General features: G+C 71.8%; 21 protein-coding genes. 15 read left to right on the top strand and 6 right to left on the bottom strand.

Annotated features, from left to right (window positions below; all coding sequences use genetic code 11):
• Positions 1–2: 2 nt before the first annotated feature.
• From QZ749_RS24470 to mdcH, 7 genes are all read left to right on the top strand, one after another.
• A complete protein-coding gene (locus QZ749_RS24470) occupies positions 3–326 on the top strand; it encodes a malonate decarboxylase subunit delta (RefSeq protein ID WP_296952853.1) in 324 nt (107 codons plus the stop codon).
• Positions 323–1,174, top strand: coding sequence for a biotin-independent malonate decarboxylase subunit beta (locus tag QZ749_RS24475; protein WP_296952855.1), 852 nt, complete (start codon positions 323–325; stop codon positions 1,172–1,174). The genes QZ749_RS24470 and QZ749_RS24475 overlap by 4 nt, the downstream gene beginning before the upstream one ends.
• Positions 1,174–1,995: a biotin-independent malonate decarboxylase subunit gamma gene (gene mdcE / locus QZ749_RS24480; protein ID WP_296953117.1), complete on the top strand. Its 822-nt coding sequence runs from the start codon at positions 1,174–1,176 to the stop codon at positions 1,993–1,995. Before QZ749_RS24475 ends, mdcE begins: the two co-directional genes overlap by 1 nt.
• A gap of 110 nt (positions 1,996–2,105) precedes the next feature.
• A complete protein-coding gene (madL, locus tag QZ749_RS24485; protein WP_296952857.1) occupies positions 2,106–2,531 on the top strand; it encodes a malonate transporter subunit MadL in 426 nt (141 codons plus the stop codon).
• 10 nt (positions 2,532–2,541) lie between these two features.
• Positions 2,542–3,306 (top strand): malonate transporter subunit MadM, encoded by a 765-nt coding sequence (gene madM / locus QZ749_RS24490; RefSeq protein WP_296952859.1) that lies wholly within the window; start codon positions 2,542–2,544, stop codon positions 3,304–3,306.
• A 1-nt stretch (position 3,307) separates the two neighbouring features.
• Positions 3,308–3,949 carry a malonate decarboxylase holo-ACP synthase gene (locus QZ749_RS24495; RefSeq protein ID WP_296952862.1) on the top strand — a complete coding sequence of 214 codons (642 nt, stop codon included), beginning with the start codon at positions 3,308–3,310 and terminating at the stop codon, positions 3,947–3,949.
• Complete coding sequence (gene mdcH, locus QZ749_RS24500; protein ID WP_296952865.1) at positions 3,946–4,869, top strand: malonate decarboxylase subunit epsilon; 924 nt, start codon at positions 3,946–3,948, stop codon at positions 4,867–4,869. The genes QZ749_RS24495 and mdcH overlap by 4 nt, the downstream gene beginning before the upstream one ends.
• A gap of 50 nt (positions 4,870–4,919) precedes the next feature.
• Here mdcH and QZ749_RS24505 read toward each other — a convergent pair whose 3' ends face one another.
• Entirely contained in the window at positions 4,920–5,498 is a 579-nt protein-coding gene (locus QZ749_RS24505) for a hypothetical protein (RefSeq protein WP_296952868.1), read from the bottom strand.
• A gap of 135 nt (positions 5,499–5,633) precedes the next feature.
• Here QZ749_RS24505 and QZ749_RS24510 point away from each other — a divergent pair, with 135 nt between their 5' ends.
• Positions 5,634–5,948 (top strand): hypothetical protein, encoded by a 315-nt coding sequence (locus QZ749_RS24510; RefSeq protein ID WP_296952870.1) that lies wholly within the window; start codon positions 5,634–5,636, stop codon positions 5,946–5,948.
• Between the two features lie 507 nt (positions 5,949–6,455).
• Here the strand turns inward: QZ749_RS24510 and QZ749_RS24515 are convergent.
• From QZ749_RS24515 to paoA, 4 genes are all read right to left on the bottom strand, one after another.
• Positions 6,456–9,215 (bottom strand): PAS domain S-box protein, encoded by a 2,760-nt coding sequence (locus tag QZ749_RS24515; RefSeq protein ID WP_296952873.1) that lies wholly within the window; start codon positions 9,213–9,215, stop codon positions 6,456–6,458.
• Between the two features lie 201 nt (positions 9,216–9,416).
• Positions 9,417–11,624, bottom strand: coding sequence for an aldehyde oxidoreductase molybdenum-binding subunit PaoC (paoC, locus tag QZ749_RS24520; protein WP_296952875.1), 2,208 nt, complete (start codon positions 11,622–11,624; stop codon positions 9,417–9,419).
• Between the two features lie 13 nt (positions 11,625–11,637).
• Positions 11,638–12,600 (bottom strand): xanthine dehydrogenase family protein subunit M, encoded by a 963-nt coding sequence (locus tag QZ749_RS24525; protein WP_296952877.1) that lies wholly within the window; start codon positions 12,598–12,600, stop codon positions 11,638–11,640.
• Positions 12,597–13,253, bottom strand: a complete 657-nt coding sequence (paoA, locus tag QZ749_RS24530; RefSeq protein ID WP_296952880.1) for an aldehyde dehydrogenase iron-sulfur subunit PaoA — start codon at positions 13,251–13,253, stop codon at positions 12,597–12,599. Before paoA ends, QZ749_RS24525 begins: the two co-directional genes overlap by 4 nt.
• A gap of 326 nt (positions 13,254–13,579) precedes the next feature.
• On the opposite strand from paoA, the gene QZ749_RS24535 reads away from it, so the two are divergent.
• From QZ749_RS24535 to QZ749_RS24560, 6 genes are all read left to right on the top strand, one after another.
• A complete protein-coding gene (locus tag QZ749_RS24535) occupies positions 13,580–13,975 on the top strand; it encodes a hypothetical protein (protein WP_296952882.1) in 396 nt (131 codons plus the stop codon).
• Between the two features lie 31 nt (positions 13,976–14,006).
• Positions 14,007–14,762, top strand: coding sequence for a DUF2145 domain-containing protein (locus QZ749_RS24540; RefSeq protein ID WP_296952887.1), 756 nt, complete (start codon positions 14,007–14,009; stop codon positions 14,760–14,762).
• 80 nt (positions 14,763–14,842) lie between these two features.
• The gene (locus QZ749_RS24545; protein ID WP_296952890.1) at positions 14,843–15,562 is read left to right on the top strand and encodes a TetR/AcrR family transcriptional regulator; all 720 of its coding nucleotides are present in this window, start codon (positions 14,843–14,845) and stop codon (positions 15,560–15,562) included.
• Complete coding sequence (locus tag QZ749_RS24550) at positions 15,559–16,818, top strand: HlyD family secretion protein (RefSeq protein ID WP_296952893.1); 1,260 nt, start codon at positions 15,559–15,561, stop codon at positions 16,816–16,818. Before QZ749_RS24545 ends, QZ749_RS24550 begins: the two co-directional genes overlap by 4 nt.
• Positions 16,815–18,365 carry an MDR family MFS transporter gene (locus QZ749_RS24555; RefSeq protein ID WP_296952896.1) on the top strand — a complete coding sequence of 517 codons (1,551 nt, stop codon included), beginning with the start codon at positions 16,815–16,817 and terminating at the stop codon, positions 18,363–18,365. Before QZ749_RS24550 ends, QZ749_RS24555 begins: the two co-directional genes overlap by 4 nt.
• A 9-nt stretch (positions 18,366–18,374) precedes the next feature.
• The gene (locus QZ749_RS24560; RefSeq protein ID WP_296952898.1) at positions 18,375–19,868 is read left to right on the top strand and encodes an efflux transporter outer membrane subunit; all 1,494 of its coding nucleotides are present in this window, start codon (positions 18,375–18,377) and stop codon (positions 19,866–19,868) included.
• A gap of 141 nt (positions 19,869–20,009) precedes the next feature.
• Here the strand turns inward: QZ749_RS24560 and QZ749_RS24565 are convergent, their stop codons facing one another.
• Positions 20,010–20,528, bottom strand: coding sequence for a hypothetical protein (locus tag QZ749_RS24565; protein ID WP_296952901.1), 519 nt, complete (start codon positions 20,526–20,528; stop codon positions 20,010–20,012).
• Between the two features lie 301 nt (positions 20,529–20,829).
• Here QZ749_RS24565 and QZ749_RS24570 point away from each other — a divergent pair, with 301 nt between their 5' ends.
• Positions 20,830–22,830 (top strand): CocE/NonD family hydrolase, encoded by a 2,001-nt coding sequence (locus tag QZ749_RS24570; RefSeq protein ID WP_296952902.1) that lies wholly within the window; start codon positions 20,830–20,832, stop codon positions 22,828–22,830.
• Positions 22,831–22,846 lie beyond the last annotated feature (16 nt).

A 22,846-nucleotide genomic window follows, 5' to 3' on the forward strand; every position in this document is an offset into this window, starting at 1 on the left:
TCATGGAAAAACTGACATACGAGTTCGCCGCCGGCCAGCCGGCGCCAGGGCGCACGGTCAGCGGCGTGGTGGCCTCGGGCGACCTGGAGGTGCTGCTGGAGCCGCACGGCGCCGGCCGCACGACGGTGGCCGTGCAGACCTCGGTCGACGGCTACGGCAACACCTGGACGGCGCTGCTGGAACGGCTGTTCGGGGCCGGCGACCTGCCGGCCGCGCGGATCGAGATCAACGACAACGGCGCCACGCCGGGCGTGGTGCGCATGCGCATCGAACAGGCTTACGAACAAGCCGCCACGGCGGCAAAAAGCGCGGGAGGCCGGCCATGAGCGACATCGACACCCTCCTCGCGCGCGACAGCTTCATCGAACGCGGCGCGCGCAGCCGCGCCCGGGCGTTGCTGGACGACGGCACGTTCCGCGAACTGGTCGGCCCGTTCGAACGCGTCACCTCGCCCTGGCTCGCCATGCAGAACCTCGTCACGCAGTCGGACGACGGCGTGGTCGTGGCCAAGGGCCGGCTGGACGGCCAGCCCACGGTGGTGCTGGCCATCGAAGGCGCCTTCCAGGGCGGCAGCATGGGCGAAGTGGGCGCCGCCAAGATCGCCGGCGCGCTGGAACTGGCGGCGCGCGACAACCGCCAGGGCGTCCCCACGCAGGCCGTGATCCTGTTCGAGACCGGCGGCGTACGCCTGCAGGAAGCCAACCTGGGCCTGGCGGGCATCGCCGAGATCCAGTCGGCCATCGTCGACCTGCGCCGCTACCGCCCGGTGATCGGCGTCAGCGCCGGCACCGTCGGCTGCTACGGCGGCATGTCGATCGCGGCGGGCCTGTGTTCCTACCTGGTGCTGACGCGCGAGGCGCGCCTAGGCCTGAACGGCCCGCAAGTGATCGAGCAGGAAGCCGGCGTGGCGGAATTCGATGCGCGCCAGCGCAGTCTGATCTGGGGCCTGACCGGCGGCGAACAGCGCGTCGCCGCGCGCCTGGCCGACGCCTGCGTGGCGGACGACACCGACGCGATCCGCGCCACCGTGGCCGAGCTGTTCCGGCGCGGCGTGCCGGCCGTGCACCGCAGCGACCGCATCGACGATTTCCTCGCCTGCCTGGCCAGCGTGGACGCCGGCCCGAAAGCCACGCCCGCCGCCGTGCGCGACATCTACAGCAAAGGACTCGCATGATGGACACGAACCTGAACGCCGCGCGCGGCGCCATGTGGCTGCGCCTCCTGACCGGCGGCGCCGCTCCGGCGCGCGACTGGCCCGCGGTAAAAGCCTGCGACGCCATCCTGGCCGGCCGGCCGGCGCGCTACATCGCCGTCGTGCCCGACCCGGACAACCGCTTCCTGCGCGCGCGCAACGGCGAAGTCGGCCTGGTCGAGGGCTGGCAGCTCGCCGCGGCCGTGCAGGACGTGATCGCGCTGGACCGCGACGCCACCGTCAAGCGCCCGATCGTGGCCGTCATCGACGTGCCCAGCCAGGCCTACGGCCGGCGCGAGGAAGCCTACGGCATCCACCAGGCACTGGCCGGCGCCGCCGGTGCCTATGCCCGGGCGCGCCAGGCCGGCCATCCGGTCATCGGCCTGGTGGTGGGCCTGGCGATGTCGGGCGCCTTCCTCGCGCACGGCTACCAGGCCAACCGCCTGATCGCGCTGGACGATCCGGCCGTGCAGGTGCATGCGATGGGCAAGGCGTCGGCCGCGCGCGTCACGCTGCGCTCGGTCGACGCGCTGGAACGGCTGGCCGCCAGCGTGCCGCCGATGGCCTACGACGTGCACAGCTTCGCTTCGCTGGGCATCCTGTGGCGGGTGCTGCAACTGACCAACCTGGCGCTGCCGGACGAGCAGGACCTCGCGCTGGTGCACGGCGCCCTCGAAGCGGCGCTGGCCGATATCCTGGACGATCCCGAACGCGACCTGTCCGGCCGCCTGCAGGGCCGCCACCGCGCCGCATCGCGCCGCGTGCGCGCACTGCTGCGGGCAGAATGGGAGGCCGCCGACTGACGACAGCGCGATCACCCGCAAGCAGCTCGCCGCCGCCGCACCACTACCACTACATCAACGAACCGCGCGGCGCGGCCCACCAATTTTTTGGAAACATAGAGGAGACAACCGTGATTATCTATGGAACCGCATTACTGGCAGTCTGCCACCTGCTCGGCATCTTCCTGGGCGACCTGCTCGGCACGATGCTGGGCGCGAAAACCAATGTCGGCGGCGTCGGCATCGCCATGATCCTGCTGATCTGCGCCCGCCTGTGGATGCACAGGCGCGGCCTGATGCCGGCCCAGACCGAGATGGGCGTGGGCTTCTGGGGCGCGATGTACATCCCCGTCGTGGTCGCGATGGCCGCCCAGCAGAACGTCGTGTCGGCCCTGCGCGGCGGCCCGGTGGCGCTGGTGGCGGCCGTGGCGACGGTGGCGGTGTGCGCCGTCTGCATCAGCCTGATCAACCGCGGCGAACGCGCGGCCCCGGAATGGGATGCCGACGCGCAGGCCGACGCCGGCGCGAAGTCGCGCGCCCACCCGCAATCGATCTGAGGAGACCGCCATGCTCGAACTCCTGGAAAAAACCGCGAAGCACAACGGCCTGGTGCTGGCCTTCGCCCTGGTCGGCCTGGTGATGGTCGTGTCGATGCAGCTGTCGAAGCGCCTGACCATGGGCCGCGTGCACGGCTCGGCCATCGCCATCGTGATCGGCCTGGCCCTGGCCTACTGGGGCGGCATCCAGACCGGCGGCAAGAACGGCATCGCCGACCTGTCGCTGTTCGCCGGCATCGGCCTGATGGGCGGCGCCATGCTGCGCGACTTCGCCATCGTCGCCACCGCCTTCGAGGTGCAGGTGGTGGAAGCGCGCAAGGCCGGCTTCGTCGGCGCCGCCGCGCTGATGCTCGGCACCGTGCTGCCCTTCATCGTCGGCGCCTGCGTGGCCTGGGCCTTCGGCTACCGCGACGCCGTCAGCATCACGACCATCGGCGCCGGCGCCGTCACCTACATCGTCGGCCCGGTGACGGGCGCGGCGATCGGCGCCAGTTCCGAGATCATGGCGCTGTCCATCGCCACCGGCCTGGTCAAGGCGATCCTGGTCATGGTCGGCACGCCGATGGCGGCCGGCTTCCTGCGCCTGCGCACGCCGCGCTCGGCGATGGTGTTCGGCGGCCTGGCCGGTACCGTCAGCGGCGTGTCGGCCGGCCTGGCCGCGACCGACCGTCGCCTGGTGCCCTACGGCGCACTGGTCGCGACCTTCCACACGGGCCTGGGCTGCCTGCTCGGCCCCTCGCTGCTGTACTTCGCGACGCGCTCGCTGGTGGGCTGACGTGGACATCGTCGCGCCCTGCCGCCCGCACGACCTGCTGTTCCTGCGCACGCCGCCGGCCTTCGACTGTGCCGGCGCCTGCCCGGAGTGGCTCGACGGCGCCTGGCTGGCGCGCGCCCCGCTGGTCGTGCGGCGCGCAGCCTGCGCACCCGGCCGCGTCCCGGTCGGCGCGCGCGGCACGCAGCGTAACCAGCGCTGCGCCGGCTACGTCGCCGCGGGCGCCGTCGCCCGGCGCGTGACGCCGGAGTGCCTGGCGCGGCACGTGCTCGGCGGCGGCCTGCCGGCGTCCGACCTGCCCTGCGTCGTCGCCCTGGGCACGCTCGCGCCGCGGCTGGCGGCGCTGGGACTGGACTGGGGCCCGGCCGGCGGCGCCGGCTTCTGGCTCGCCACCGGCCTGCCGGTGCTGCGCGCCACCAGCGACCTCGACCTGCTGGTGCGCGCCCCGCGACCGCTGGCGCCGGCGACGCTGGATGCGCTGGCCGCGTTGCAGGCCAAGGCGCCCTGCCGCCTCGACATCCAGGTCGACACCGGGGCCGGCGGCTTCGCGCTGGCGGAATACGTGCGGGGTGGCCGGGTCATGCTCAAGACCGCGCACGGGCCGGTGCTGGTGGCCGATCCATGGCGGGAACCGGCGGTGGCATGAGCGTCCTGTTCACCTTTCCCGGCCAGGGCGCGCAGCAAGCCGGCATGCTGCACGCGTTGCCCGGCCATCCCGAGACCGCGCGCACGCTGGCCGACGCCTCGGCGGCGCTGGGCCGCGACGTGCTGGCGCTGGACACGGCGGACGCGCTGCGCTCCACCGTCGCCGTGCAACTGTGCCTGCTGGTGGCCGGCGTCGCGATGGCGCGGGTGCTGGCGGCGCACGATGCGCGCCCGCAGATGGTGGCCGGACTGTCGATCGGCGCCTGGCCGGCGGCGGTGACGGCCGGGGTGCTCGACTTCGCCGACGCCGTGCGCCTGGTGGAACTGCGCGCGCGGCTGATGGAAGACGCCTATCCGTCCGGGTATGGCATGACGGCGATCGGCGGCCTGGCGCGCCAGCAACTGGAACCGCTGGTGGCGCAGGTGCACGGCCCGGGCAGCCCGGTCTATCTTGCCAACCTGAACGCGGCGCGCCAGATCGTGGTCGCGGGGTCGGACGCTGCCATGCAGGCGGTGGCCGACCTGGCGCTGGCGCACGGCGCGCAGAAAGCGGAGCGCCTGGCCGTGGCCGTGCCCTCGCACTGCGAACTGTTCGACGACCAGGCGCGCACGCTGGCCCGCGCCGTCGGCCAGGTGGCGCTGGCGCAGCCGCGCATCACGTGGATCAGCAGCAGCCAGGCGCGCGCGCTGTTCGACGGCGCGCGCATCGGCGCCGACCTGGCCGCGAACATGGCGCGGCCGGTGCTGTGGGCGGATACGGTGCGGCATGCGTGGGAGCGCGGGGCGCGCCTCGCCGTCGAGATGCCGCCGGGGGCGGTGCTCACGCGCCTGACGGAGGCGGCGTTCGTCGATGGGGCGGCGCTGGCTGCCGCGTCGGTGCGGACCGACAGCCTGGTGGATGTCGTGCGCGACGGCGCATAGGCATCGGCGCCGGGCGGACCCCGTCGCCCACGCAGGCGCTCCCCACCACGCTACGTGCACACCGCCTTGCCGCTCCTGGTCCCGCATCGATGGACCACCTTGCTGGAATAGCCGACCCGCCTGCCCCACCCTTCCATCGCCGCCGCGACGTCGCGGTCCACGGCAGCGCGCGGCGTCCGGCCGAAGAAGAACAGCGCGAGGGTCGGCTCGGTATCGCATGTGCTGGTCCGCCGGAGCGGGCCTGCCGGCGCGGATTGCCCATGCGGCGGCGCATCCTCGTACCGGCAATGGAAATGGCGTATGCCGATCGCCTGCAATTTCCGGTTGCGGTCATCGATGACGACCGCGCCCTTTTCATCACAACTGTGCCGGCGGCAGCCGGAAAGGAACAGGAGATGCGGGCCGACCGCATGCGGCCGGTCCTCGTCGCTGGTCGCCAGTTCCAGCGTGTCCAGCAGTTGCTCCGGCATGTTTCCCGGATAGAGGAAATCGGCGTGCGCGCCGTCGAACAGGGCTTCGACCTGCGTCGCGACCGCGCGCGAAACCCGATCCGCCGCCTGCGCGCCCCGGACGGGACCGAACAGCGCGCCCGCGACGAACAGGCAGGTCAATGCGGCTTTCATCGCCATGGCAAGCACCCTCGGCAACATGGAACACGAAGTGGACAACGATCCCGCGTGGCGATACGCTGCAAGGCGCAGCGAAACAACACGCGGACCGGGACGTTCCCCAACGCGAGGATACGCTATTTGAATGGGACGCGCATGACACTTTTCTGGACGATCTGGGCCGCCGTGGTTTTCGGCATCTTCTTTCTCGCCTGCTGCATCGAGGTGAATGGCGCACGCAAGGGCTTCCACGGCGCGAACGGCATTTTCCTGTTCGCCAGCGGCATCATCGGCGCGTTCTCCATTCCCGTCCTGTTCGTCGGCACGTGGATCGGCGCCGATTTCTGGAGCGCTGCGAAGGCCGCCCTGGTCGGTGCGATCGCCTATGGCGCCGTGTATGCGGTGGGTCTGCGAGTGGCCAGCAACATGGTGCGGGACAGCGGCGCCAGGTCGGTCGGGCGCCGCTCGTGACGATCGACCCGCCATCCAGCGCCGCATCCTGCCTGTGCAGGCAGCCGCCGTTCCGCTTCACGGACTACGACACCGTCGAGCTGGGCGAGGACAAGCACGGCGCCGAGGTTTCGCTGTCGACCTGCAAATCCTGCGGCGCCACGTGGCTCACCTACCTGGTCGGGGAGCCCCAGTACGGCCGGTCCGGCCGCTGGTGGCGCGTCGCCGTCGGGGCGGCGCACCGGCACGCCGGCACGCCGTCTCTGCGGCGACGGCCAGGACGTTCGTCGAACGGTCGGCCGGGGGATTTGCGGGCGGCAGCTATTTCGACTCGCCGGGCCACGCGATCACCGCGCCGATCAGGGTCGCGTAGCGCGCGCTTCGGCCATCGCGCAGGCGCCCGCGCCGCAAACGATCATGCGTGGCTTCCTGCGCCGGCCGCGCGTCGCGTCGGTCGGGTTGCTGCGCCCGACGATGGCGCGCCGTTCCTGGCGCACCGGAAACCGGTAGGCACGGTCCAGGCGCGCATCACCCCAGGCTCCTGGCCTGCGCCACGTCCTGCAACACCGCCAGGATGTCGGCCGCCTTCACCGGCTTGACGAAGTGGCGGTCGAATCCGGCCGCCAGCGCCTTTTCGCGGTCCTGGGCCTGGCCATAGCCGCTGACGGCGACCAGCGGCACGTGCTGCATGCCGGGCAGCGCGCGCAGGCGGCGCGCCAGTTCGTGGCCGTCGATTTCCGGCAGGCCGATGTCGAGCACGCACAGGTCCGGGCGGTGGCGCGCCGCGTGGTCCAGCGCCTTGAGCGGGCTGTGGCAGACGCTGGCGCGGTGGCCCACGGCCTCGATGTACATCGCCAGGATCTGGGCGGCGTCGACGTTGTCGTCCACGATCAGCACCTGCAGCGCCTCCGCCGGCGCGGCGACGGTGGCCAGCGCCAGTTCGCCCTCCTCGTCCTCGCGCTCGTCGTGGAAGCGCGGCAGCGTCACCGTGAAGCGGCTGCCCCGGCCCGGGCCCTCGCTGTCGCCGCGCACGGTACCGCCGTGCAGTTCGACGAGGCTCTTCACCAGCGCCAGGCCGATGCCCAGGCCGCCCTGCGAGCGGTCGGCGCTGCGCTCGCCCTGCGAGAACAGGTCGAAGGCGCGCGCCACCAGTTCGGCCGACATGCCGATGCCGTCGTCGCCCACGCACACCTCGACCTCGTCGGGCGCCACGCGGATGTGCACGTCGATGCGGCCGCCGTCCGGCGTGTACTTGGCGGCGTTGCCGAGCAGGTTGGCGAAGATCTGCACCAGGCGCTTGCGGTCGCCGTGCACCAGTGCCTCGTCGGGCGGCATGTGCAGTTCCAGGCGGTGGTCCTTGGCCTTGACCAGCGGGCGCACCTGCTCGACGGCCTCGCCGACCAGCCCGGCCAGCGCCGCCGGGCAGCGGTCCAGCGTGATCAGGCCACGCGTCACGCGCGAGACGTCCAGCAGGTCGTCGATCAGGCCGGTCATGTGGCTGGCCTGGCGCGAGATGATGGCCGTCACCTGGCGGATGCGCGCCTCGTCCGGCTTGCCGATCTTGAGGAAGTCGGCAGCCGCCGTGATCGGCGCCAGCGGGTTGCGCAGCTCGTGCGCGAGCATCGCCAGGAACTCGTCCTTGCGCCGGTCGGCGTCGCGCAGCGCCTGCTGGGCCTCGCGGATCGGCGAGATGTCGACCACGTAGGCCACGCCCTCGTCCGCGTCCACGCCGTCCGCGCCCGTCCCGATGCGGGCCGCGCCGATCTGCACGCTGGCGCGGCTGCCATCCTTGCGGTAGTACTCCTTGACGTAGCTGTCCATGCGCCCGACCGTGCGCAGGCGTTCCATGACCTGTTCGTTCTCGGTGCGCCACTCGGGCGGCGTCAGCCTGGCGGAGGTCAGCTCGCCGCGCGCCAGCGCGTCGCGGCCGAATCCCAGCATGTCGAGGAAGGCCTGGTTGGCCTCGAGGATGGTGCCGTCCATGCGGAAGCGGATGATGCCGATGACGTTCGATTCGGCCAGCCGGCGAAAGCGCGTCTCGCTCTCGCGCAGCGCCTGCTCCGCCAGGCGCTGGCGCGTCACGTCGAGCACGATCCCGGGCAGCCAGGCAGGCTGCCCGGCAGCGTCCAGCGTCACCTTGCCGCGCGCCAGCAGGTGGCGCCAGCCGTCGCCCGCGCGCACGCGATAGTTGCACTCGTAGCTGTCGCCGGTCGCCACCGCCTGCGCGATCGCCGCCCGGGCGGCGTCGACGTCGTCCGGATGCAGGGCCGCCAGGTAGGACGCGAGGTGGCCGCCCGCCGCGTCGCGCGCGTCGACGCCGAACAGGCCGGCCAGGTTCGGGTCGGCATAGATGCGGTCGTGCTTGAGGTCGTAGGTCCAGGTGCCGATGTCGGCCGCCACCAGCGCCGCCTCCTGGCGCAGGCGCGCGTCCGCGACGATGGCCTCGTTGCGCTTCTGCTGGTCGATGTCGGTGCAGGTGCCCATCCAGCGCACGATGCGGCCATGCGCGTCGCGCACGGGCAGCGCGCGGCCCAGCACCCAGCGGTAGGCCCCGCTGTGGTGGCGCAGCCGGTATTCGACCTCGTACTGCTCGCCCGTCGCCAGCGCGTGGCGCCAGCGCTCCCAGGCGCACTCGCGGTCGTCCGGATGGAACATGCCGGCCCAGCGCTCGCCGTCGGTATCGCCCGGCCGCATGCCGGTGAACTCGTACCAGCGCTGGTTGTAATAGTCATGGTAGCCGTCGGGCAGCGTCGACCATACCATCTGCGGCATGGCGTCGGTGATCGCGCGGAACTTGGCTTCGCTCTCGCGCAGCGCCGTGGTGTCGTGGACGCTGCAGGAAAAGCCCAGCACCGCGCCGTCCAGCCCGCGCAGCGGCGCGAACGCCAGCTTCAGCCAGGACTGGTCCCGTGCGGACTCCGGTGCGCCGGTGCCGTGCGCCGCCAGCGCCGGCTGATCGACCTGGAACGCTTCGCCGGCCAGCGCGCGCCGGATCGACGGTTCGAGTGCGGCCCAGGCCTGCGGCCAGGTGCTTGCCAGCGGATGGCCGAGCAGCCCGGGATGGCGCGCCCCCACCAGCGCCAGCGCGGCGTCGTTGTAGAGCAGGCACGCGTCCGCCCCCCAGCCCAGGAAGACCGGAGTGGCGGCATCGAACATGAAGCGCGCGGCGTACTGCAGCGGCAGGGGCCAGGAGGACGGTGGGCCGAGCGCGCACGCCGCCTGGCCCGGCGCGTGCAGGCGGCGTTCGACGCTGTCGGGCAGGCTGCCCGTGCGGGGAAATTCGGTCATGGTGTCCATCCGTGGCGCAATCCTGCCATTTTATGCGCTGACGGAAGCGCGCAGTGTGCTTTATGCGGGTGGCCAGGTGAAACGGACGCCGTCGCCCCGGCGCATGCCGGGGCCCGCTGTGGGCGCGCCTCGACGGCGCGACGGCATTGGGCCCCGGCCTGCGCCGGGGCGACGTGGCAGCCTGCGCCGGAGGACGCGGCGTCAGGCGCTGCGCAGCGGCGGCAGCTTCGGCAGCAGCTTGTCGAGCGTGACCGGATAGTCGCGCACGCGCACGCCGGTGGCGTTGTAGATGGCGTTCGCCACCGCCGCCGCCACGCCGCAGATGCCGAGCTCGCCGACGCCCTTGGCCTTCATGGGCGAGGAGATCGGGTCGGTCTCGTCCAGGAACACCACCTCCTGGTGCGGGATGTCGGCGTGCACCGGCACCTCGTAGCCGGCCAGGTCGTGGTTGACGAAGAAACCGATGCGCTTGTCGACCACGAGGTCTTCCATCAGCGCCGCGCCGACACCCATCGTCATCGCGCCGATCACCTGGCTACGCGCCGACTTCGGGTTCAGGATGCGGCCCGCCGCGCACACGGCCAGCATGCGGCGCACGCGGATCTCGCCGGTGGCCGCGTCCACGCCGACCTCGACGAAGTGGGCGCCGAACGTCGACTGCTGGAACTTCTTGTCCAGGTCGCCGTACTCCATCTTGTCCTCGCCGACCACCTCGGCGTCGCGCGCCGCGTCCTGCAGCGCCACCGCCTTGCCGCCGGCGCGCACCTGGCCGTCGGCGAAGTCGGCGCCCGCCGGGTCGAGGCCGAGCTTCTTCGCCACCGCCTCGCGCAGCTTGACGCAGGCCGCGTACACGCCGGCCGTCGAGCTGTTGCCGCCCCACTGGCCGCCGGAGCCGGACGAGACGGGGTACGCGGAGTCGCCCAGCCGCACGTCCACCCGCTCGAGCGGCACGCCCATCATCTCGGCCGCGGTCTGGGCGATGATGGTGTAGCTGCCGGTGCCGATGTCGGTCATGTCGGTCTCGACCGTGATGCGGCCGTCGCGGCCCAGGCGCACGCGCGCCGCCGACGGCGTCACGATATTGTTGCGGAACGCCGACGCCACGCCGATGCCGACCAGCCAGCGGCCGTCGCGGACCTGGCCCGGCACCGGATTGCGCTTGTTCCAGCCGAAGCGCTCGGCGCCCATGCGCATGCAGTCGACGAAGCGGCGCTGCGAGAACTTGCGGCCCGGTTTCTCCGGGTCGACCGTCGTGTCGTTGACGATGCGGAAGGTCACGGGGTCCATCTTGAGCTTTTCCGCCATCTCGTCGATGGCGATCTCCAGCGCCATCAGGCCCGGCGCCTCGCCCGGCGCGCGCATCGAGTTGCCCTCGGGGAGGTCGAGCGTCGCCAGGCGCATGCGCGTCATGCGGTGCTGGCCGGCGTACAGCAGGCGCGTCTGCATCACGGCCGTTTCGGGCTGGCCGCCGGGCTGGTCGCCCGACCAGCTCTCGTGGGCGATGGCCGTGATGCGGCCCTCGCGCGTGGCGCCGATGCGGATGCGCTGGATGGTGGCCGGGCGGTGCGTGGTGTTGTTGATCATGATGGCGCGCTGCAGCGTCACCTTGACCGGGCGGCCCGCGGCGCGCGCGCCCAGCGCCGCCATCAACGCCTCGGCACGCAGGAACAGCTTGCCGCCGAAGCCGCCGCCCACGTAGGGCGACACCAGGCGCACGTTCTGTTCGGGGATGCCGAGCGTCTTGGCCAGGTCCTTCTTGCCCCAGTTGATCATCTGGTTCGACGTGTACAGCGTCAGCTTGTCGCCGTTCCAGACGGCGATCGACGCATGCGGTTCCATCATCGCGTGCGACTGGTCCGGGGTGGTGTAGGTGCCGTCGAACTTGACCGGGGCGCTCGCATATGCGCTGTCGAAGCTGCCGACCTTCGTGTCCGGCTTGTCCTTCTCGTCCGGCTTCTTGGCGGCGTTCTTGGCCGCTTCGAGGTCGTACACGCCGGCCTGCTTCGCATACTCGACCTTCAGCAGCGCGGCGGCGGCGCGCGCCTGCTCGAACGTCTCGGCGACGATCACGGCGACGGCCTGGTGGTAGTGCTGGACCTCGGGCCCGGCGAGCAGCCGGACCGTGTTCTTGTCGCCCTTGCCCAGCTTGCCGGCATTCTCGTGGGTGACGACGGCCAGCACGCCCGGCGCGGCCTTGGCGGCGGCCGTGTCGATCGCGGCGATGCGGCCCTTGGCGATGGCGGCGCCCACCACGTAGCCGTAGGCGGCGTCCGGCGCCGCCTTGTGCTGTTCGTAGGCATAGGGCGCCGTGCCGGTGGTCTTGAGCGGGCCGTCGATGCGGTCGGTGGGCTTGCCGACGACCTTCAGGCGGTCGATCGGGTTGGTGGTGGCGGGTGTGGTGAATTTCATGGATCGGCCTCCTTCAGCCCGTGCGCTGTCCGGCGCGCGCTTCGGCCAGGATGGCGTCGAGCGTGCGCTGCACCAGCGGCACCTTGAATGCGTTATCGTTGGTGACGCGGGCGCCGGCCAGCAGCTGGTCCGTCACCGCCACGGCGCCGCGCGCCATCGCGCTTTCCGCCTGCGCCACGCGCCACGGCCGGTGCGCGACGCCGCCCAGCGCCACCCGTCCGCTGCCGTCCGGCTGCACCACCGCCGCCACCGATACCAGGGCGAAGGCGTAGGAGGCGCGGTCGCGCACCTTGCGGTAGTAATGCTTGCCGCCCAGCGGCCGCGGCAGCGTCACCGCCGTGATCAGTTCCCCGGGCTGCAGCGTGGTCTCGATGTGCGGCGTCGTGCCGGGCAGGCGGTAGAAGTCGGCGATCGGGATGACGCGGGTGGCGCCGGCGGCGTTCACCGTCTCGACGCCCGCGTCCAGCAGCTGCATGGCCACCGCCATGTCGCTCGGATGGGTGGCGATGCAGGCCTCGCTGTGGCCGACGATCGCCAGCTGGCGCGTGTAGCCGCCGATGGCCGCGCAGCCGCTGCCCGGCTGGCGCTTGTTGCAGGCCTGGTTGGTGTCGTAGAAATACGGGCAGCGGGTGCGCTGCAGCAGGTTGCCGGCCGTCGTCGCCTTGTTGCGCAGCTGGGCCGAGGCGCCCGCCAGCAGCGCGCGCGACAGGACGGCATAGTCGCGCCGCACGCGCGCGTCCGCGGCCAGGTCGGTGTTGCGCACCAGGGCGCCGACGCGCAGGCCGCCGTCCTGCGTGGGCTCGATCTTGTCCAGGCCCAGGCCGTTCACGTCGACCAGGTGGGCCGGGGTCTCGATCTCCAGCTTCATCAGGTCCAGCAGGTTGGTGCCGCCAGCGATGAAGCGGGCGTTGGGCTTCTGCGCCGCGGCCGCGGCCTGCGCCGGATTCTGCGCGCGTTCGTAGGTGAATGCCTTCATGCCTTGCCCTCCGCCACGTCGGTCATGGCTTCCATGATGTTGGAATAGGCGCCGCAGCGACAGATGTTGCCGCTCATGCGTTCGCGCAGCTCGTCGACCGACAGCAGCGGCTTGGCGTTCAGGTCGGACGTGACGTGGCTCGGGATGCCGCGCCGCAGTTCGTCGAGCGCCGACACGGCCGAACAGATCTGGCCCGGGGTGCAGTAGCCGCACTGGTAGCCGTCGTGCTTGACGAAGGCGGCCTGCATCGGGTGCAGCTTGCCGGGCTGGCCCAGGCCCTCGATGGTCGTGACCTCGGCGCCTTCGTGCATCACCGCCAGCGTCAGGCAGGAATTGATGCGGCGGCCGTCGACGATGACCGTGCAGGCGCCGCACTGGCCCTGGTCGCAGCCCTTCTTGGTGCCGGTCAGGTGCATGTGTTCGCGCAGCAGGTCGAGCAGCGTCGTGCGCGTGTCGACGGTCATCTCGTAGCGCTGGCCGTTGACGCGCAGCGCCACCTTGCCGTTGACCGGCGCCGGGGTGGCGGCGGGCGCGCCGCCGCCGGGGGCGGCATCGGCCTGCGCCATCGCGGGCAGCGCGGCGGCGGTGGCCGACAGCGCGCCGCCGATCAGCAGGTCGCGCCGTGTGTGGTTGATGTCCTTGAAGTGGTCCATGTCGCTTCCTTTTGTTGAAGTCGGGCCGAATCCGGAGCGGCGGACCGGCGATGACAATATGGTAAGCGGATTTTTGACGGGACCTTAACACTGTTCGGCACGGCACCATTTGCACCAAACAAGTGCGATGCTTGACGGCATTCACACCATTCCCGATGCGGCACCCTTGTCGTTTATGCAAAGAAACTATTTTCCTGCTTCCGGCGTGCGGTAGCGCGGGACGATACCCGGCGACGCACCGCGCGCGACCGGCCCGACACGCGGTTGTGCGCGCGCCCGGCGCGGCCGAGAATGCTGCCATCCCGTCTCGATGGCATCCCTATCCCATGAAACGCCTGTTCGTATTGACTCTGTTCAGCCTGGCGGTCGGCAGCCCCCATGCCGCCGACCTGTCGGCTCCCTCGCAAGCCCTGGGCGACGCCTCCGCCATGGTGGTCGGCGGGTCGCTCCTGTCGGTGGCGGCCGCCGGCAGCGTGGTCGTCGCCAGCGCGCAGGCCGTCGGCGACGGCATCGAGATCGTGCTGCGCGGCGCCGCCGGCGCCAGCGTCGCCACCGTGCGCCTGTCCGGCGCCGCCGCACGCGGCGTGCTCGTCGCAGCCGGCACCACGCTGGACGTGGTGGCGCTGTCCACCGGCCACCTGCTGGTCCTGTCCGGAAAGGCGCTGGCGTTCATCCCGAACGAGGCGGGCAAGGTCCTGCTGCACCATGGCCGCGCGGCCTGAGGCGGTGGGTGCCGCGGCGGCGTTGGCGCTCATGCTGGCGTTGGCCGCCGGCCGGGCCCACGCCGGCCAGGCCTGCCGCGAGGAGGCGCTGTCGGTGGACGAGGCGCGCCGCGCGATGGCGCTGGCCGAACGCAGCTTCGCCGCGCTGGAAGCGAGCGGCGCCAGCGTCGCGCTGCTGGCGCGCGCCGGCCAGGACCTGTCCGCCTACGGCCTCGTTTACTCGCACATGGGCATCGCCGTGCGCGACCACCGGGCCGGCCGCTGGACCGTCGTGCACGCCCTGAACGACTGCGGTACCGCCAGTTCCGACCTGTACGAGGACGGCGTCGGCAACTTCTTCCTGACCGACCTGTTCCGCTACCGCGCGCAGGTGGCGATTCCCGGTCCCGCGCTGCAGGCGCGCCTCGCCGCCGCCATGGCCGGCACGCTGCCGCGCCGCCTGCACGAGCCGCGCTACAACATGCTGTCCTATGTGTACGGCACCCGTTACCAGAACTCGAACCAGTGGGTGCTGGAAGTGCTCGCCGGCGCCGAAGTCCCTGCCGGACCCGCCGTCACGCGCGCCGCCGCCCAGTCCTGGCTGCGCGGGCACGGCTACCGGCCGCCCACCGTGCACGTGCCGGCCGCGGTGCGCCTGGGCGCGCGCATGTTCCGCGCCAACGTCGCCTTCGACGACCACCCGTTCGACCGGCGCATGGCGGGCAGCATCGACACCGTGAGCACCGATGCCGTGCTGGCCTGGCTGCGCCAGCGCGATCCGGATGCACGGGTATTGCTCATCGAATAAAACTTTTCCTTGCACGAATCGAACTGCGCGGTTGTTATAAAAAGTTTACGATTGATTTAACTCAAACAGTCGTTTAACTGATGATCGAAGACGATTCCGTGCCCGCGTCCTGCGGCCGCAAGCCGCGCAGCGACGGCGTGCACGCCCGCGAGCGCATCCTCGCCAGCGCCCTGCGCCTGTTCGCCGAGCGCGGCTACGCCAGCACCTCGGTGCGCGAACTCGCCCAGGCGGCCGACGCCAACGTCGCCGCCATCGCCTACTATTTCGGCGACAAGGCGGGGCTGTACCGCGCCGCCCTCTACGAACCGCTGCAGCGCGCGGCGGACGCCGACCTGCCGACCTTCGACGCGCCCGGCCTGGCGCTGCGCGAAGCGCTCGCCCGCTTCCTGCGCAACTGCCTGCAACCGCTGGACGACGGCCCGGCCGCGCTGCTGAGCGTGCGCCTGCGCCTGCGCGAAGCCTTCGAGCCGACCGGCATGCTCGAGGAGGAGCGCACCAGCCGCGAACGGCTGCAGCGGCGCCTGCGGGCGCTGCTGGCGCGCGAACTGGGGTTGCCGGCGCCCGATCCCGACCTGCACGCGCTGACGTTCTCGATCTGGGCGCTCGTCACCTATCCCTACATCGGCCACGAACACATCGCGCGCGCCGCGCCCGGCCTGTTCGACGCCCCCGGCGCCCTCGACGCCTGGGTCGCGCGCCTGGCCGCCTATGCCTGCGCGATGGTCGACGCCGAACGCGCGCGCCGCGCCGCCGCGCCCGCATGCCAGCCAGACTCCCAACCGACAGGAACCCCGCGATGACCGACCAGCAGGACGACGACAGGACGCCGGATGCGCAGTCCGGCAGCAATGACGACCAGGACCAGGGCCGCGGCAAGGAAAAGGACGAGGACAAGGCCAAGGAAGGCGGCGACGCCAAGGACGGCGGGCAGGTCTCGCCCGCGAAGAAGCGCAAGATCCGCATCGTGCTGGTGGTCGTCGGCATCGTCGTGCTGCTGGCCGGCCTGGGCTGGCTGCTGTATTACCAGCTCCACGGCAAGTACTTCGAAGAGACCGACGACGCCTACACGCAGGCCGACACGGTGACGGTCTCGCCCAAGGTCGGCGGCTACGTCGAGGCAGTGCTGGTGAACGAGAACCAGGACGTGCGCGCCGGCCAGGCGCTGGTGCGCATCGACGCGCGCGACTACCGCGCCCAGGCCGAGCAGTTCCAGGCCCAGATCGACATCGCGCGCGCCAATGCCGACGCGGTGCGCGCCCAGATCGCGGAACAGGAGTCGACTGTCGCGCAGATGCGCGCCCAGCTGGCGGCCGCGCGAGACAACGCGTCGTTCGCCGCCGGCGAGGCGCGCCGCTACGCGCCGCTGGTGGAGATCGGCGCCGAGAACGCCCAGGTCCTGGCGGCGCGCCGCAACGACGCCGACCAGGGCGCCCGCCAGGTCGCCGCCCAGCGCGCGGCGCTGGAGAATGCGACCAGGCGCATCGTGTCGCTGCAGGCCCAGGTACGCCAGGCCGAAGCCCAGGCCGGCACCGCGCGCGCCCAGCTGAAGGCGGCCGAGGTCAACCTCGAATCGACGACGCTCACCGCCAGCGTGGCCGGCCGCGTCGGCGACCGCCAGGTGCGCGTCGGCCAGTTCGTCCAGCCCGGCACGCGCCTGATGACGCTGGTCCCGCTGGGCACGCTGTACATCGGCGCCAACTTCAAGGAAACCCAGATCGGCCGCATGCGCGTGGGCCAGCCCGCCGAGGTCAAGGTCGACGCCCTGCCCGGCCTGGCGCTGCACGGCCACGTCGAGAGCCTCGCGCCCGGCACCAGCGCCCAGTTCTCGCTGCTGCCGCCGCAGAACGCCACCGGCAACTTCACCAAGATCGTCCAGCGCGTGCCGGTGCGCATCGCCCTCGACGCCGGCCCGGAAACGCGCCGCATCCTGGTGCCGGGCCTGTCGCTGAAGGTCGAAGTCGACACCCGCAACGCCAAGGACGACTATCAGCGGATCAAGGACCACGAAGAGGAACGCCAGGACGCCCACGAGGACGCGCGCAAGGAGCGCGGGTGAGCGCCGCCGCGCAGGGCGCGCAGGCTGGCGGGCGCGCCGACGCCGGCGCCTGGCTGGCGGTGGCCGCCGGCACGCTGGGGGCGCTGATGGCCACGCTCGACATCTCGATCGTGAACTCCTCGCTGCCGACGATCCAGGGCGAGATCGGCGCCAGCGGCACCGAGGGCACCTGGATCGCCACCGGCTACCTGGTCGCGGAAATCGTCATCATCCCGCTCTCGGGCTGGCTGGAACGCGTGTTCGGGCTGCGCACCTTCCTGCTGCTGGTGGCCGCGCTGTTCACCGGCTTCTCGGTGCTGTGCGGGCTGTCGACGTCGCTCGGGATGATGATCGCGGGGCGCGTCGGCCAGGGCTTCACCGGCGGCGCCATGATCCCGACCGCGCAGACCATCATCGCCACCCGCCTGCCGCGCAGCCAGCAGCCGGTCGGCACGGCCATGTTCGGCGCCACCGCCATCCTCGGGCCGGTGGTCGGCCCGCTGATCGGCGGGTGGCTGACCGAGAACCTGAGCTGGCACTATGCCTTCTTCCTCAACGTCCCGATCTGCATCGGCCTGGTGATCCTGCTGCTGGTCGGCCTGCCGCACGAAAAGCCGCAGGCCGGCCAGCTGCTGCAGGCCGACTGGCTCGGCATCGCGGGCCTGGCCGCGTTCCTCGGCGGCCTGACGGTGGTGCTGGAGGAAGGCGAGCGCGAACAGTGGTACTCGTCGCGCGAGATCGTCTGGCTGACGATCGTCTCGGCGATCGGCTTCGTGCTGCTGATGGTCGGCCAGGTGACGGCCAGGCGGCCCGTCATCCGCCTCAAGCTCCTGCTCGACCGCCAGTTCGGCAGCGTGGTCGCGATGGGCATCGTGATCGGCATGGTGATCTACGGCACCTCCTACGTGATCCCGCAGTTCCTGTCCGCGATCAGCGGCTACAACGCCCTCCAGTCGGGCAAGATCGTGGCGCTGGGCGGCCTGCCCAGCCTGTTGATGATGCCGCTGGTGCCGCTGCTGATCCGCTACGTCGACATCCGCCTGGCGGTCGGCTTCGGCCTGGCCGTGCTGGCCTTCAGCGCCTGGCTCGACAGCGACCTGACGGCGCAGGCGGCCGGCGGCGACTTCGTGGCCGGGCAACTGATCCGCGGCGTCGGCACCATCTTCGCGATGCTGTTCCTGAACCAGGCGGCGATCCAGTCGGTCACGCCGGACCATGCCAGCGACGCCGCCGGCCTGTTCAACGCGGCGCGCAATATGGGCGGCTCGCTGGCGCTGGCCGGCATCGCCGTGCTGCAGGACCAGCGCCTGTGGCTGCACGAGCGGCGCATCGAGGAAACGCTGGGCGCGAACCGGGTGGCCGTGCAGGACTGGCTGGCGGCCCAGGCGCAGGGGTCCGGCGGCATGGCCGGCGCGCTGCGCAGCCTGCAGGGCACGATCCAGCTGCAGGCGCTGACGATGACGTACATGGACCTGTTCTGGATCCTGTCGGTGGGCATCTGCTGCGTGATCCCGCTGGTGCTATTCCTGCGTCCCCTGAACAAGAGCGCCCCGGTGGCGGGCCACTGAGGAGTCACGATGAAGCCAACCCTACTTGCTGGCATCCTCGCCCTGTCGCTGGCGGGCTGCACGACCGTCGGGACCGACTACGCGGGTCCCCCCGCCACCGTCCAGGGCGCCGCGTTCGCGCGCGCCGGCGCGCCCGCCGATCCCGCGTCGGTCCCGGGCCAGGTGCTGGCGCACTGGTGGACCGCGCTGGACGACCCCGTGCTGGACGCCCTGGTCGAACGCGCGCTGCACGCCAACCCGACTCTGGCCGTCGCGTCGGCGCGCCTGCGCCAGGCCCGCGCCGCGCTGCGCAGCGAACGCGCCGCCAGTCTCCCGAACGGCACCGCCACCCTGCTGGCCGCCCATGCGCACCTGCCGCCGCTGGGCGACCTGGCGGGCGGCGCCCAGGGCCAGCCGGACCAGGGGCAGGCGGCGAGCCAGGGCGGCGCGGCGCTGCCGTCCTCGCTGAACCTGTACAGCGCCGGCTTCGACGCCACCTGGGAAATCGACCTGTTCGGCGGCCGCCGCCGCGCCGCCGAGGCCGCCGGCGCGCTGGCCGACGCCGCCGCGGCCAACCTGGCCGACGCCCAGCTGAGCCTTGCCGCGGAAGTGGCGCAGGCCTACGTCAACCTGCGCGCCACCCAGGCCCGGATCGCGCTGAGCGACGCCGCCATCGCGCGCCAGCAGCAGGCGCTCGACCTGACCGCGCGCCGCGTGGCCGCGGGCACGGCATCGCGGCTCGACCTGGAACGCCTGCAGGGCCAGCTGGAATCGACCCGCGCCGACGCCGAACCGCTCGGCGCCCAGCTCGACGCCTTGCGCGACGAGCTGGCGGTGCTGGTGGGCCAGGCGCCCGGCGCCATCGACGCAGCGCTGGGCACGCCCGCCGCCGGCGCCGCCGCGGTGCCGCTGCCGCCGGCGAGCGTCGCCGTCGGCGATCCGGCCGCGATGCTGCGCCGCCGCCCCGACATCCGCGCCGCCGAACGCACGCTGGCCGCGCGCAACGCCCAGGTCGGCCAGGCCGAGGCGGCGCGCTTCCCGCGCCTGACCCTGCTCGGCATGATCGGCATCGGCGGCACCCACCTGCGCGACCTGACGCACCTGGACGACTACACGGCGGTGGCGGCGCCGCAGCTGAGCTGGAACGTCCTCGACTTCGGCCGCGCCAGGGCGGGCGTGGCCCGGGCCGAAGGCGTGCGCGAGGAAGCCGAGGCGCAGTACCGGCTGGCCGTGCTGGGCGCGCTGCGCGACGCCGAGGACGCGCTGTCGCGCTTTCGCCAGCGCCGCACGACGGTGGCGACGATCGCCCGCGCCAAGGCCACGGCCGACCGCGCCGCGCTGCTGACGGGCGCGCGCCGCAAGGCCGGCACCGCCAACCTGATCGACATGCTCGACGCCGAGCGCCAGCAGCTGGCGGCGGAACAGAACCTGGCGCAGGCGCAGGCGGCGCTGACCGGGGATTTCATCGCCCTGCACAAGGCGCTGGGGCTGGGGTGGGACGACGCGGCCGGGTCCGGCCGCTAGGACGCGCATCGCGGCCGAGCGCTGGGCGCTGGGCGCTCCCGCACGCTTGTCGTGGCGTGGACGAGAGACCCGTCCCCCCCCTGACCGATGCGTCGGACCCGGACGCGCGTCGGCGGCGCTCCAGCAACAGGCCGGGTGCGTTCATCGATCGCCGCCGGCGGCGGCGCGGCGGCGCGCATGCGGTCGCAGCCGTCCCCAGTCGGCCGGATGGCGGCGCGACTCGCGCCCGGGATCGTGCAGCCAGCAACGACCGCACGCGCGCGACTGCACGAGCCTGCCGGCATCGTCGCCCAGCGTGACGGTGCAGCGGAACGGCTTGCCGTACCCGGCCAGGTAGCGCATCGGCCCCGCGAAGCCCGCGTCGGGCGCGGCGTCGAACTCCACCAGCACCTCGGCACGCGCCAGCGCCGGGACCGCGATACCGTGCGCGCCCAAGGCCCACGCCAGGTAATCCGCCCAGCGCCGCGCCATCGCCAGGCAGTCCGGCGCCGGCGGCGTGGCGCCGCCAGCGCGCAGGTCCAGCACGACCGATGGCGTGGCCGGATCGGCCGCCGCGTACAGTTTGCCCAGGGCCCAGTAGCCGTCCTGGTCGTTATTGCGGCCGACGAAGGCGTCGCGCAGGCCGCTCGCCACGTGCCGCAGTGTCTTGGTTCTTACCATGGTGTTTGCCTCGTCGTCGCCCTGCCCGGAAACCGCATGATGCCACAGGCGCGAATCAGGCAAATGCACGGATTGTCACGCCGCCGGACGGCGCAGCGGCGGCCTGGCTGGGAGCGGGGAGCGGACGGCATGGGCAATGCGACGTGGTGCTGGCGCGATCCTCGCGCGCAGTTCCCCGCAAGCCGTACGGCAGCGCGCATTGCGCGCGTCAATACGGCATCCGCTGTTAAAAATCCGGCAAACACTTTCCAAGCGGATTTATACTGCGCGTTTTGCCTGTTCCCACCACGCCAAGGAACCCATGATCCGCCGTCCCCTGCCCCTGCTGTCCCTACTGGTAGCGCTCGCCTGCACGCCGCTGGCCGTCCATGCCGCCGCCGCTGACACCGCTGCCGCGAATGCCGCCGCGAATGCCGCCGCGAATGCTGCCGATACAGCGCCCGCCCCGCGCGACCTGCGCGAGACCTACACCAAGTACGAGTACCGCATCCCGATGCGCGACGGCGTGCGCCTGTTCACCGTCATCTACGTGCCCAAGGATGCGTCGAAGCGCTATCCGTTCCTGCTGCAACGCACGCCGTACAGCGCGGGCGTGCAGGCGGAGGGCGAACTGCATTACGGCCAGGACTGGTTCCCGAAGCAGATCGGCCCGTCGAAGGAGTTCGAGGACGCCGGCTACATCTTCGTCAAGCAGGACGTGCGCGGGCGCTACATGTCCGAGGGCAAATGGGTCGAGATGACGCCGCACGCGAATCCGCAGCGCCGTCCCGGCGAGGGCCAGGAAAGCCAGGACATGTACGACACCATGGAATGGCTGCTGAAGAACGTCCCGAACAACAACGGCAAGGCCGGCATCCTGGGCATCAGCTACCCGGGCTTCTACACGTCGGCGTCGATCATCGATTCGCACCCGTCGATCAAGGCCGCCTCGCCGCAGGCGCCGGTCACCGACCTGTTCATGGGCGACGACTCCTACCACGGCGGCGCGTTCATGCTGGCCGCGAACTTCGGCTTCTATGCCTCGTTCACGGAGCAGCAGAACCCGACCCCGCTGCCCAAGACCTGGTCCGGCTTCGACTACGGCGAGGCCGACGGCTACGACTTCTTCCTCAAGCATCGCACGATGCAGAACATCCTGGCCACGCTGACCCCGCAGCAGCGCGCCCTGCTGCAGCCGACCATCGAGCACGACACCTACGACGCGTTCTGGAAACTGCGCGCCATCGCCCCGCACCTGAAGAACATCAAGGCGGCCGTGCTGACGGTGGGCGGCTGGTTCGACGCCGAGGACCTGCAGGGACCGTTCACCACCTACCACGCGGTGAAGCGCTACAATCCGGGCATCTTCAACGGGCTGGTGATCGGCCCCTGGGTGCATGGCGGCTGGGCGCGCTACGAGGGCAAGCGCCTGGGCAACGTCTCGTTCGACAGCAAGACGGGCGACTACTTCCGCACCCGGATCCAGTTCCCCTTCTTCGAGGAACACCTGAAGGGCGTGAAACCGGCCCAGCCGATCGCGCCGGTCACCGCCTTCGAGACCGGCTCCAACGTCTGGCGCCAGTACGACGCCTGGCCGCCCGTGCAGGCCAGGGCGCGCACGCTGTACTTCGGCGCGGACGGCAAGCTGTCCTGGCAGCAGGACGCCAGGGCGCCGGCCGACGGCGCCTTCGACGAGTACGTGTCCGACCCGGCCAGGCCGGTGCCGTACATCGGCTACGCGGCCACCGGCGTGCCGCAGGAATACATGGTGTCGGACCAGCGCTTCGCCAGCACCCGGCCGGACGTGCTCACCTACCGCAGCGAGGTGCTGGAAGAGGACGTGACGATCGCCGGCCCGGTCAGGCCGAAGCTGTTCGTCTCGACCACCGGGACCGACGCCGACTGGGTCGTCAAGCTGATCGACGTGTACCCGGCCGAGTTCCCGGCGGGCGAGCCGCGTCCGCGCGGCAACGACGTGGCGCCGCCGGCTGCCCCGCTGGGCGGCTACCAGCAGCTGGTGCGCGGCAACCCGCTGCGCGGCAAGTTCCGCCACGCCTTCGACAAGCCCGAGCCTTTCGTGCCGGGCAAGGTCGAGGCGCTGGACTTCGACATCGGCGACGTCAACCACACCTTCCGCCGCGGCCACCGCATCATGGTGCAGGTGCAGAGTTCCTGGTTCCCGCTGGTCGACCTGAACCCGCAGACCTTCACCTCGATCCCGCAGGCGAAGCCGGAAGACTTCAGGAAGGCGACCCAGCGCGTCTACCGCGCGCCGCAGACCCCGTCCGGCCTGCAGGTGCTGGTGCTGCCGGGCGTGCGCTGAACCCGGCGCCGGGCGC

The sequence above is a fragment of the uncultured Massilia sp. genome (genome assembly GCF_913773735.1).
In the GTDB taxonomy this organism is placed as follows: Bacteria; Pseudomonadota; Gammaproteobacteria; order Burkholderiales; family Burkholderiaceae_D; genus Telluria.

What these genes read in the sequence shown, in the direction of transcription:
- QZ749_RS24470 (WP_296952853.1), top strand. Translation starts at nt 3, where the DNA reads ATGGAAAAACTGACATACGAGTTCGCCGCCGGCCAGCCGGCGCCAGGG.
- QZ749_RS24510 (WP_296952870.1), top strand. Translation starts at nt 5,634, where the DNA reads ATGACACTTTTCTGGACGATCTGGGCCGCCGTGGTTTTCGGCATCTTC.
- paoC (WP_296952875.1), bottom strand. Translation starts at nt 11,624, where the DNA reads ATGAAATTCACCACACCCGCCACCACCAACCCGATCGACCGCCTGAAG.
- paoA (WP_296952880.1), bottom strand. Translation starts at nt 13,253, where the DNA reads ATGGACCACTTCAAGGACATCAACCACACACGGCGCGACCTGCTGATC.
- mdcE (WP_296953117.1), top strand. Translation starts at nt 1,174, where the DNA reads ATGGACACGAACCTGAACGCCGCGCGCGGCGCCATGTGGCTGCGCCTC.
- QZ749_RS24475 (WP_296952855.1), top strand. Translation starts at nt 323, where the DNA reads ATGAGCGACATCGACACCCTCCTCGCGCGCGACAGCTTCATCGAACGC.
- mdcH (WP_296952865.1), top strand. Translation starts at nt 3,946, where the DNA reads ATGAGCGTCCTGTTCACCTTTCCCGGCCAGGGCGCGCAGCAAGCCGGC.
- QZ749_RS24545 (WP_296952890.1), top strand. Translation starts at nt 14,843, where the DNA reads ATGATCGAAGACGATTCCGTGCCCGCGTCCTGCGGCCGCAAGCCGCGC.
- QZ749_RS24505 (WP_296952868.1), bottom strand. Translation starts at nt 5,498, where the DNA reads ATGGCGATGAAAGCCGCATTGACCTGCCTGTTCGTCGCGGGCGCGCTG.
- QZ749_RS24570 (WP_296952902.1), top strand. Translation starts at nt 20,830, where the DNA reads ATGATCCGCCGTCCCCTGCCCCTGCTGTCCCTACTGGTAGCGCTCGCC.
- QZ749_RS24550 (WP_296952893.1), top strand. Translation starts at nt 15,559, where the DNA reads ATGACCGACCAGCAGGACGACGACAGGACGCCGGATGCGCAGTCCGGC.
- QZ749_RS24535 (WP_296952882.1), top strand. Translation starts at nt 13,580, where the DNA reads ATGAAACGCCTGTTCGTATTGACTCTGTTCAGCCTGGCGGTCGGCAGC.
- QZ749_RS24565 (WP_296952901.1), bottom strand. Translation starts at nt 20,528, where the DNA reads ATGGTAAGAACCAAGACACTGCGGCACGTGGCGAGCGGCCTGCGCGAC.
- QZ749_RS24540 (WP_296952887.1), top strand. Translation starts at nt 14,007, where the DNA reads ATGCTGGCGTTGGCCGCCGGCCGGGCCCACGCCGGCCAGGCCTGCCGC.
- madM (WP_296952859.1), top strand. Translation starts at nt 2,542, where the DNA reads ATGCTCGAACTCCTGGAAAAAACCGCGAAGCACAACGGCCTGGTGCTG.
- QZ749_RS24560 (WP_296952898.1), top strand. Translation starts at nt 18,375, where the DNA reads ATGAAGCCAACCCTACTTGCTGGCATCCTCGCCCTGTCGCTGGCGGGC.
- QZ749_RS24515 (WP_296952873.1), bottom strand. Translation starts at nt 9,215, where the DNA reads ATGACCGAATTTCCCCGCACGGGCAGCCTGCCCGACAGCGTCGAACGC.
- QZ749_RS24525 (WP_296952877.1), bottom strand. Translation starts at nt 12,600, where the DNA reads ATGAAGGCATTCACCTACGAACGCGCGCAGAATCCGGCGCAGGCCGCG.